Raw genomic sequence first — 10058 nt, 5'->3', positions numbered from 1 at the left:
CCGGCATGGCCGCGAACCTCCATTCGCGGATCGCGAGCCGGGTTCTGCTGAAGATTGCGCACCGCGCATACCGCAACGAGCAGGACGTCTACGCGCTCGCGCTCGAGCAGCCGTGGGAGCGCTGGTTCGCGGCGACGCAGACGCTGCGCGTCGACATCACGGCGATCAAGTCGCCGCTGAAGAGCCTCGAATTCGCGACGTTGCGCGTGAAGGACGCGATCTGCGACCGGATGCGCGACAAGACCGGCGCGCGCCCGAGCATCGACACGGGTGCGCCGGACGTGCGCGTGTTCGCCTTCCTGACGGCGGGCGAATGCACGCTGTACCTCGACACGTCGGGCGAGCCGCTGTTCAAGCGCGGCTGGCGTCTCGACAAGGGCGCGGCGCCACTGCGCGAGAACCTCGCGGCCGGCATCCTGCGCCTGACGGGCTGGACGCCCGGCACGGCGCTGTACGACCCGATGTGCGGCAGCGGCACGTTCCTCGCGGAAGCCGCGCAGATCGCGCTCGGCGTGGCGCCCGGCGTCGAGCGCCGGTTCGGTTTCGAGAAACTCAAGCAGTACGACATCACCGCGTGGCAGGGGCTGAAGGTCCCGGCGCTGGACGCGAAGCGCGCGGCGCGCGGCAAGCGCGGCGAAGCGCTCGGCGTGTACGGCAGCGACATCTCCGGCGACATGCTCGAGAAGGCGCGCGCGAACCTCGAGCGCGCGGGCGTGCCGTCGGTATGGCTCAAGCAGGTCGACGCGCGCGGGATGACGCCGCCGTGCGACGGCCCGGGCATCATCCTCGCGAACCCGCCGTACGGCGAGCGGATCGAGGTGCGTGGCCGCAGCGCGCGCGGCGAGGTGCGCGAGACGGGCCGCAACCGCGGCAACGACGATGCGTTCCGCCGCACCCACACCGATGCGCCGGACAGCGAGTTCTTCAACGCGCTCGGCGATGCGCTGAAACAGCGCTTCACGGGCTGGCAAGCGTTCCTGCTGACGTCCGACCGTTCGCTGCCGGGCCAGCTGCGGCTGCGCGAATCGGCGAAGACGCCGCTGTTCAACGGCGCGCTCGAATGCCGGCTGTTCCGCTTCGACCTGATCGCCGGCAGCGTGAAGGCGCGCCCGGCCACGCCGGAAGGCGACGCGTAATCCGCAACATGATCGCGATGGGGCCGCCGGTGCAGCCCCATCGCGGCAACCCGAACGCCGCCGTTACCGCACCCGCGGCAACGGCGGCGTTTCGTTTCAGTGCTTCGAGCACGCCCAGCGGCCCATCGTGAATGGCAGCGCCTGCCCCGTCTCGAGCAGCGTCTTGAGGCTCGACAGCACGACCGGCCAGCCGCCGCGAATCCCGCGATCCATCTCCGAGCCCGGCACCAGCCCGTCGTGCGTGACGGTCAGCTTCACGACGCCCTCATGCGGCTCGACCACGTAGGTCACGCGCGATTCCCCGCTCTCCCCCGACGGCGCGCGCCAAGTGACGACCAGCCGGCGCGGCGGATCGTTCTCGACCACTTCGCCGACGATGTCGACCCGCGACGGATCGTCGTAGTCCTGATGCTCCCAGCGCGAGCCCGGCCGCCAGTCGGGCGACGCGTTGCGATGCCGCACCCAGTAGTCCTTCGTCAGCTCGGCGTTGGTGAGCGCATCGAACACGCGCTCGGGCGTCGATGCAATGAACGTCACGTACACAAAGGCGGGATTACTCATCGTTGTCTCCAGGATCGCCGGCCGCTTCCAGCCCGCGCTTGAGATCCACCAGCGCCTGCAGGCGCTGACGCTCGAACTTGCCGATCCAGCGTTCCGCGATGTCGTGGATCGGCACCGGATTCAGGTAATGCAGCTTCTCCCTGCCGCGCCACGTCGTCGCGACGAGATTCGCGGCCTCGAGCAGCGCGAGATGCTTGCTTGCGGCCTGCCGGCTCATCGCAAGCCCGTCGCACAGCTCGGACAGGGTCTGTCCGCTTTTCGCATGCAGCAAATCAAGCAACTGGCGGCGCGTGGCATCGGCCAGCGCCTTGAAAACGAGATCCATGCCGCTCCCGGGTCAATGACCTCATTATGCAACCAAACAGTTGCATGTCAAGGGTGACAACTCTACTGACAATACGGTGTCAGCAGGCCGCGATCACACTGCAATCCCGGCGCAATGCACCGCTGGTTTCCGCACCGAACCCGAACAACAACGCAACAAGGAGCACGTCATGACGTCCGCAACTGCCACTGCCACCGCCACCCTGGAGCGCGCGATCGCGTGGTTCGACATTCCGTCCCTCGATTTCGACCGGGCGATCCGCTTTTACGAAACCGTGCTGCAAACGACGCTGCAGCGCGCAGTCATCGGCGGCGTGCCGATGGCCACGTTCGACCGCGACGCATCGAGCACGGGCGGCAGCATCGTGTTCGATCCGCAGCAGATGAAGCCGAGCGCGAACGGCGTGCTCGTCTACCTGAACGCCGGCGAATCGGTCGTCGCGGCGCTCGAACGCGCGAAGCGCGCGGGCGGCGTCGTGCAGGGCTCGGTCGTCGAGCTGCCGAACAACTACGGCTACGTCGGCTACCTGATCGACACCGAAGGCAACCGCGTCGGCCTGCACGCGCCGAAATGCCACTGAGCGCACCGGCCGTCGGGCTCGCGCGGCGCTATCATCGCGAAGTCCCTACCGCCGTTGGAGTCGAGGTGCCGTCATGACGCGCCGTGCCGACCGCCTGTTCCAGATCGCCGAGCTGTTGCGCGGGCGTCGTCTCACGACCGCGCAGCAGCTGGCCGACTGGCTGTCGGTGTCGCCGCGCACGGTCTATCGCGACGTGCGCGACCTGCAACTGTCAGGGGTGCCGATCGAAGGCGAAGCCGGCATCGGCTACCGGCTGAACCGCAACGCGAGCCTGCCGCCGCTCACGTTCACGGCCGAGGAACTCGCGGCGCTCGCCACCGGCGCACGCATGCTCGAAACCTGGGGCGGTGCGCGCTTCGCGAGCGGCGCGCGCTCGGCGCTCGCGAAGATCGCGTCGGCCATGCCGGCCGACAAGCGCACGGCGCTCGACCGCCTGCCCGTGTTCGCGCCGTCGTTCCACATCGACGAGACGTTTTGCGCGAAGGTCGACGCGATCCACCAGGCCATCGACACGCGCCACGTCGTCAGCTTCGGCTACCGCGACCGGCTCGGCGCACATTCGCAACGCCGCGTGTGGCCGCTCGGGCTCGTCTACTGGGGCGGGCGCTGGACGATCGGCGCGTGGTGCGAGCTGCGCGACGATTTCCGCACCTTCGACATCGCGCGGATGGGCGACATCACCGTGCACGAGCAGTTTCCGGACATGGAAGGACGGCGGATCGCCGACTACATGCGGATCGCGGAAGCGCCGATGCGCTGACGCGGCACGACGGCGGGCGCGCCGCCGCTGTTCATGTTCCGGGGCACCGCACGGCGCCCGGTCCGCCCCCTCCTACCCGCCGAATACCACCGTCCGCTTCGGCCGCTCGTCGACGTGCAGCGAGAACACGTCGGGCCGCGCGTAATGCCCGACCACGTCGAAGTCGTAGCGCGCCCGCACGAGTTCGTCGGTATCGATGCGCGCGGTCACGAGCCCGGCTGCGCCGATCAGCGGCTCCGTCAGCAGGTCGCCGAGCGGCCCGACGATCACGCTGCCGCCGCGGATCAGCGGCCGCTCCGGATCCCAGCCCGGCACGTCGATCCCGAGCGCGCGCGGCGACGGCTGCACCTGGCACGCGCTGACGACGAAGCAGCGCCCTTCGTGCGCGATATGCCGCATCGAGCTCTGCCAGACGTCGCGCTCGTCGACGGTCGGTGCGCACCAGATCTGCACGCCCTTCGCGTACATCGCGCAGCGCAGGAGCGGCATGTGGTTCTCCCAGCAGATCGCGGCACCCGCGCGGCCCGCGGCCGTGTCGACGACGGGCAAGGTCGAGCCGTCGCCCTGCCCCCAGATCAGCCGTTCGGTGCCGGTCGGCATCAGCTTGCGGTGCTTCGCGACGAGCCCGTCGCGCGGGTCGAAGAACAGCGCCGTGCAGTACAGCGTGCTGCCGCCGCGCTCGATCACGCCGACCACGAGGCTCGCGCCCGTGCGCTGCGACAGCGCGGCCAGCTCGTCGGTTTCGGGCCCCGGCACGTCGATCGCCTGCGCGGCATAGCGCGCATACGCGTCGCGACCTTCGGGCAGCCGGTAACCGAGCCGCGTGCCGAAGATCTCGCCTTTCGGATAGCCGCCGAGCACGGCCTCGGGCAGCACGACGAGCGATGCGCCGCTGTCACGGATCGCGGTTTCGTAGCCGAGGATCGTGTCGAGCGTGGCGCGCGTGCCGGCGGGCGATGCACCGATCTGCAGCGCGGCGATGACTGACGTGGACATGAAGGCGTCTCCGGTGAATGGGGTAACGCCATCTTTATCGATATGATGTCATCGATCAAATCGATAGAACGATAAGTGTCATGAATGCGGATGATATCGCCAGCCTCGACCTGAACCTGCTGAAAGTGTTCGAGGCGCTGTACGAGGAAGGCGGCGCGAGCCGCGCGGCGCTGCGGCTCGGCCTCACGCAGTCGGCGGTGAGCGCGGCGCTCGCGCGGCTGCGCGTGATCTATGCCGATCCGCTGTTCGTGCGCACCGGCCGCGGGCTCGCGCCGACGCCGCGCGCGGACGAACTGAAGCCGATCCTGTCCGATGCGCTCGACCGTTGCCGCGAAAGCCTCGCGATCGCAGCCGACGGCGGCGACCGCATCGGCCGCACGATCTCGATCGGGCTGTCGGACGACTTCGAAATCGCGCTCGGCCGCGCGCTGATCGACGCCGTCGCGCGGGAAGCCGCCGGTATCCGGCTGATCTTCCGGCAGACGCACAGCGGCATCGCCGGCGACGCGCTGCTGCGTCACAGTGTGGACCTCGCGATCGCGTCGGGCGGCTTCTCGGCAAACGGGCTCAGCCGGCGCGCGGTCGCGACGGGCGGCTATGCGTGCGTGATCGACCCGGCCACCCGCCCGAAGCCGCCGCGCACCCTGACGCTCGCCGATTTCCTGCGGCGCGACCACCTGCTCGTGTCGTCGGGCGGCGTGATCGGGATCGTCGACGAGGCGCTGGCCACGCTCGGCCACAAGCGGCGTGTCGCGGCGTCGACCACGCATTTCGCCGCGCTGCCGTACCTGCTCGCCGGCTCCGACGCGGTCGCGACGATTCCCGCGCACGCGGCGCGCGCGATCGCGCAATCGACACCGCTGCGCGCGCTCGCATGCCCGGTCGACTTGCCGCACTACCCGGTGGAAATCGGCTGGCGCACGAGCACGCAGCGCGACCCGGCGATCGTGCGCGTACGCGACACGATCGCCGCGTGCGTCGCGAACCTCGTCGCTCCATGAAAAAAGCCCGGCCGGCTTGCGCCGGTCGGGCCTGTCCAATGTCCGGTCACGCTGCCCGTGAATCGAAGCAGGCAGCCGCGTTGCCGGCGCATGCGTCATTCGACCGACTTCACCATGTCCTCGATGACCTTCTTCGCATCGCCGAACACCATCATCGTCTTGTCCATGTAGAACAGGTCGTTGTCGAGGCCCGCGTAGCCGGCCGCCATCGAGCGCTTGTTGACGATCACCGTGCGCGCCTTGTACGCCTCGATGATCGGCATCCCCGCGATCGGCGACGCCGGATCGTTCTTCGCGGCCGGGTTCACGACGTCGTTCGCGCCGAGCACGAGCACGACGTCGACCTGTCCGAATTCGCCGTTGATGTCGTCCATCTCGTACACGATCTCATACGGTACTTCCGCTTCCGCGAGCAGCACGTTCATGTGCCCCGGCATCCGCCCCGCGACCGGATGGATCGCGTACTTCACGTCGATGCCCTTCTCGACCAGCTTGTCGGTCAGCTCCTTCAGCGCGTGCTGCGCACGAGCCACGGCGAGGCCGTAACCCGGCACGATCACGACCGTTTCCGCATTGCCGAGCATGAACGATGCGTCTTCGGCCGAGCCCGACTTCACCGGCCGCTGCTCCTTCGCACCTGCCGCACCACCGGCCGCTGCCTCGCCGCCGAACCCGCCGAGGATCACGTTGAAGAACGAGCGGTTCATCGCGTGGCACATGATGTACGACAGGATCGCGCCCGACGAGCCGACGAGCGACCCGGCAATGATCAGCATCGCGTTGTTCAGCGAGAAGCCGATGCCGGCCGCCGCCCACCCGGAGTACGAGTTCAGCATCGACACGACCACCGGCATGTCCGCACCGCCGATCGGGATGATGATCAGCACGCCGAGCGCGAACGCGATCGCCGTCATGATGACGAACGGCAGCCACGACTGCGTGATGAAGAACAGGATGCCGAAGCCGAGCATCGCGAGCGCGAGCATCAGGTTGAGCAGGTGCTGGCCCGCATACACGACCGGCGCGCCCTGGAACAAGCGGAACCGGTACTTGCCCGACAGCTTGCCGAACGCGATCACCGAGCCGGAAAACGTGATCGCGCCGACGAACGTGCCGATGAACAGCTCGACGCGGTTGCCGTACGGGATGAAGTTCGACGACACCGCGTCCTGCGGCACGAGCCCGAACGCTTCCGGCTCCGACACCACCGCATACGCGATGCACACGGCCGCGAGACCGATCAGCGAATGCATCGCCGCGACGAGCTCCGGCATTTTCGTCATCTCGACGCGCGCGGCGACGAACGCCCCCACGCCGCCGCCGACGATCAGCGCGCCGAGCACCAGCGCGATGCCGAGCGGCAGGTTCGCGCCGAGCCACGCGGCCTGCTTGACGATCAGCGCGATCGTCGTGAGGATCGCGATGGCCATCCCGGCCATCCCGAACAGGTTGCCGCGCCGCGCGCTCTTCGGGTTCGACAGGCCTTTCAGCGCCTGGATGAAGCACACCGACGCGACGAGGTACAGCAGCGTGACGACGTTCATGCTCATCGCGCGCCCTCCTTGCCGCCCTCGGCCTGCTTCGGCGCCTTCTTGCGGAACATCTCGAGCATGCGCCTCGTCACGAGGAAGCCACCGAACACGTTGACGGCCGCGAGCGCGACCGCGAGCGTGCCGAACACCTTGCCGGTCGCGCCGACGGTGAGCGCCGCCGCGAGCATCGCGCCGACGATCACGATCGCCGAGATCGCATTGGTCACGGCCATCAGCGGCGTATGCAGCGCCGGCGTGACGTTCCACACCACGTGGTAGCCGACGTACACCGCCAGCACGAAGATGATCACGTTGATCACCGTGTGATTGATGATTTCCATGGCCCCTCTCCCCGGTTACTTGCGCGCGACTTCGCCGTCGCGGCACAGGAGCGTCGCGGCGACGATGTCGTCGGTCAGGTCGATGTTGAGCGTGCCTTCCTTCGTGACGATCAGCTTCATGAAGTCGAGCAGGTTGCGGGCATACAGCGCCGACGCGTCCGCTGCGAGCATCGACGCGAGATTCGTGTAGCCGGCGATCGTCACGCCGTCGTGCACGATCACCTGGTCGGCGACCGTCAGCGGGCAGTTGCCGCTCTTGCGCCCGTCGAATTCGGGGCCGCGGCCGGCCGCGAGATCGACGAGCACCGAGCCCGGCTTCATCGACTGCACGGTCTCGACCGAGATCAACGTCGGTGCCGGGCGCCCGGGAATCAGCGCGGTGGTGATCACGATGTCGGCCTGCCTTGCCCGCTCGTGCACGAGCGCGGCCTGACGGCCGAGCCACGACGGCGGCATCGGACGCGCGTAGCCGCCCACGCCCTGCGCCGCGTCGCGCTCTTCGTCGGTTTCATACGGGACGTCGAGGAATTTCGCGCCGAGCGACTCGATCTGCTCCTTCACGGCCGGCCGCACGTCGGACGCCTCGATCACCGCGCCGAGGCGCTTCGCGGTCGCGATCGCCTGCAGGCCCGCGACACCCGCGCCGAGAATCAGCACGCGCGCGGCCTTCACGGTGCCCGCGGCCGTCATCAGCATCGGAAAGAAGCGCGGATACAGCGCCGCGGCCACCAGCACGGCCTTGTAGCCCGCGATGTTCGCCTGCGACGACAGCACGTCGAGGCTCTGCGCGCGCGTCGTGCGCGGCGCGGCTTCGAGCGCGAAGCCCGTCACGCCGGCCGCGGCAAGTTTCGCCGCCTGCTCGCCGTTGAACGGATCGAGCATGCCGACCAGCACGGCGCCGCGCTTGAGCAGCGGCAGTTCGGCGTCGGTGGGCGCCTGGACCTTCAGCACGATGTCGACATCGAAAGCGGCCGACTGGCCGGTCAGTTCGGCCCCGGCGGCCGCATAGGCTGCGTCGGGATAACTCGCGGCGATGCCGGCCCCTTTCGCGATACTGACCCGATGGCCGGCTGCCGCGAATTTCTTCGCGGTTTCCGGCGTCGCAGCCACACGCGCCTCGTTCGCCCGCGTTTCGGCAGGCACGCCAATATGCATCGTCGGTCCCTCCAGTCATTGTCAGTATTTCGTTTGTTGCGACTTTTACTGCACAACGAGCCGGGCAGGCTGACGACCGGCTCACGAGCGACGACACTCACTCTCCACTTTAGGCGAAAGCGAGGGCCGTACCAGCGCGCTTGGCACGATCGTGCGAGACGGCGATGCCGGCCCGTCCGGTGTCGCCATGTATCGGCACGACAGACGAATTGAAAGGGTCTGATTCGTTTAGCGCAACGACCGGCAGCGTTCGGGCGCAACCGGTAAAATGCCGAACCATGAAACCCGAAATCTGGACCCCGCATGTGACGGTCGCCGCGCTCGTCGAGCACGCCGGCCGCTTTCTCATGATCGAGGAAGAAACCTCGTCGGGCCTGCGCATCAACCAGCCGGCAGGCCATCTCGAAGCCGGCGAAACGCTGGCCGACGCCGTGATCCGAGAGACGCTCGAGGAAACCGCGCACCCGTTCACGCCCGACGCGCTCGTCGGCGTCTATCTCGCGCACTACGACCGTCCCGGCACCGCCGGCGCAACCTATCTGCGCTTCACGTTCTGCGGCACAGCCGGCGAGCCGATCGCGGGCCACGCGCTCGACGACGGCATCGTCCGCACGCTGTGGATGACCGCCGACGAACTGCGCGCGTGCAGCGAGCGCCATCGCTCGCCCGCGGTGTTGCGCTGCGTCGACGATTACCTCGCCGGGCGGCGCATTCCGCTCGATTTCGTGCACACGCATTCGGTCGCGCCGCGCCCCGAAGCATTCGAACGTCAGGCGGTCAACAAATGAGCAAGCGCCGGGTAGTGGTAGGCATGTCGGGCGGCGTCGATTCGTCGGTGACCGCGTGGCTGCTGAAGGAACAGGGCTACGACGTGGTCGGCCTGTTCATGAAGAACTGGGAAGACGACGACGACGGCGAATACTGCTCGACGCGTCAGGACTGGATCGACGTCGTGTCGGTAGCCGACCTGATCGGCATCGACGTGGAAGCCGTCAACTTCGCGGCGGAATACAAGGACCGCGTGTTCGCCGAGTTCCTGCGCGAATACTCGGCCGGCCGCACGCCGAACCCCGACGTGCTGTGCAACGCCGAGATCAAGTTCAAGGCGTTCCTCGATCACGCGATGTCGCTCGATGCGGAAATGATCGCGACCGGCCACTATGCGCGCGTGCGCGAGCGCGACGGGCGGTTCGAACTGCTGAAGGCTTTCGATCATACGAAAGACCAGTCGTACTTCCTGCACCGGCTGAACCAGGCGCAACTGTCGAAGACGATGTTCCCGCTCGGCGAGATCCCGAAGACGAAGGTGCGCGAGATCGCCGCGCAGATCGGGCTGCCGAACGCGAAGAAGAAGGATTCGACGGGCATCTGCTTCATCGGCGAACGGCCGTTCCGCGATTTCCTGAACCGCTATCTGCCGACGAAACCCGGCCCGATGAAGACGCCGGACGGCAAGGTCGTCGGCGAGCACATCGGCCTCGCGTTCTACACGTTCGGCCAGCGCAAGGGCATCGGCCTCGGCGGCAGCAAGAGCGGCAACGGCGATCCGTGGTTCGTCGCCGCGAAGGACATCGCGTCGAACACGCTGTACGTCGTGCAGGGCCACGATCATCCGTGGCTGCTGGCGCACCAGCTCGTCGCCGGCAACGTGAGCTGGGTCGCCGGCGAGCC

12 protein-coding genes are annotated in these 10058 nt (G+C 68.0%); 6 read left to right on the top strand and 6 right to left on the bottom strand.

What is annotated here, in order from left to right:
- The coding region (locus JYJ84_RS19325; RefSeq protein WP_205189380.1) for a class I SAM-dependent RNA methyltransferase at positions 1-1136 on the top strand (1136 nt) is incomplete at its 5' end.
- 96 nt (positions 1137-1232) lie between these two features.
- Here JYJ84_RS19325 and JYJ84_RS19320 read toward each other — a convergent pair.
- Both JYJ84_RS19320 and JYJ84_RS19315 read right to left on the bottom strand, forming a co-directional pair.
- Positions 1233-1697, bottom strand: coding sequence for an SRPBCC family protein (locus tag JYJ84_RS19320; protein ID WP_122944504.1), 465 nt, complete (start codon positions 1695-1697; stop codon positions 1233-1235).
- The gene (locus tag JYJ84_RS19315) at positions 1690-2022 is read right to left on the bottom strand and encodes a helix-turn-helix transcriptional regulator (protein ID WP_175222370.1); all 333 of its coding nucleotides are present in this window, start codon (positions 2020-2022) and stop codon (positions 1690-1692) included. The genes JYJ84_RS19320 and JYJ84_RS19315 overlap by 8 nt, the downstream gene beginning before the upstream one ends.
- Before the next feature lie 169 nt (positions 2023-2191).
- On the opposite strand from JYJ84_RS19315, the gene JYJ84_RS19310 reads away from it, so the two are divergent.
- A complete protein-coding gene (locus JYJ84_RS19310) occupies positions 2192-2602 on the top strand; it encodes a VOC family protein (protein ID WP_122944502.1) in 411 nt (136 codons plus the stop codon).
- Positions 2603-2675: 73 nt separating this feature from the next.
- Positions 2676-3362, top strand: a complete 687-nt coding sequence (locus JYJ84_RS19305; RefSeq protein WP_069746174.1) for a YafY family protein — start codon at positions 2676-2678, stop codon at positions 3360-3362.
- A gap of 72 nt (positions 3363-3434) precedes the next feature.
- Here the strand turns inward: JYJ84_RS19305 and JYJ84_RS19300 are convergent, their stop codons facing one another.
- Complete coding sequence (locus tag JYJ84_RS19300) at positions 3435-4358, bottom strand: carbon-nitrogen hydrolase family protein (RefSeq protein ID WP_205189379.1); 924 nt, start codon at positions 4356-4358, stop codon at positions 3435-3437.
- An 80-nt stretch (positions 4359-4438) separates the two neighbouring features.
- Here JYJ84_RS19300 and JYJ84_RS19295 point away from each other — a divergent pair, with 80 nt between their 5' ends.
- Positions 4439-5359 carry a LysR family transcriptional regulator gene (locus tag JYJ84_RS19295; protein WP_174963495.1) on the top strand — a complete coding sequence of 307 codons (921 nt, stop codon included), beginning with the start codon at positions 4439-4441 and terminating at the stop codon, positions 5357-5359.
- Between the two features lie 95 nt (positions 5360-5454).
- Here JYJ84_RS19295 and JYJ84_RS19290 read toward each other — a convergent pair whose 3' ends face one another.
- Genes JYJ84_RS19290 through JYJ84_RS19280 form a run of 3 tightly spaced genes read right to left on the bottom strand, consistent with a single transcriptional unit; the run spans position 5455 to position 8387 of the window.
- Entirely contained in the window at positions 5455-6909 is a 1455-nt protein-coding gene (locus JYJ84_RS19290; RefSeq protein ID WP_175222371.1) for an NAD(P)(+) transhydrogenase (Re/Si-specific) subunit beta, read from the bottom strand.
- On the bottom strand, positions 6906-7232 hold the full coding sequence (locus tag JYJ84_RS19285; RefSeq protein ID WP_174963491.1) for an NAD(P) transhydrogenase subunit alpha: 327 nt from the start codon (positions 7230-7232) through the stop codon (positions 6906-6908). Before JYJ84_RS19285 ends, JYJ84_RS19290 begins: the two co-directional genes overlap by 4 nt.
- A 15-nt stretch (positions 7233-7247) precedes the next feature.
- Positions 7248-8387, bottom strand: coding sequence for a Re/Si-specific NAD(P)(+) transhydrogenase subunit alpha (locus JYJ84_RS19280; RefSeq protein WP_175984784.1), 1140 nt, complete (start codon positions 8385-8387; stop codon positions 7248-7250).
- A 278-nt stretch (positions 8388-8665) separates the two neighbouring features.
- On the opposite strand from JYJ84_RS19280, the gene JYJ84_RS19275 reads away from it, so the two are divergent.
- Together JYJ84_RS19275 and mnmA are read left to right on the top strand one after the other, a co-directional pair.
- The gene (locus JYJ84_RS19275) at positions 8666-9175 is read left to right on the top strand and encodes an NUDIX hydrolase (RefSeq protein WP_122944497.1); all 510 of its coding nucleotides are present in this window, start codon (positions 8666-8668) and stop codon (positions 9173-9175) included.
- Positions 9172-10058 (top strand): tRNA 2-thiouridine(34) synthase MnmA (gene mnmA, locus JYJ84_RS19270; protein ID WP_205189378.1); only part of this gene is annotated, 887 nt, incomplete at its 3' end. The genes JYJ84_RS19275 and mnmA, both read left to right, overlap by 4 nt.

This window comes from Burkholderia sp. LMG 13014 (assembly GCF_905232215.1).
Lineage (GTDB): Bacteria > Pseudomonadota > Gammaproteobacteria > Burkholderiales > Burkholderiaceae > Burkholderia.
This window is presented reverse-complemented; position numbering and strand designations above follow the sequence as displayed.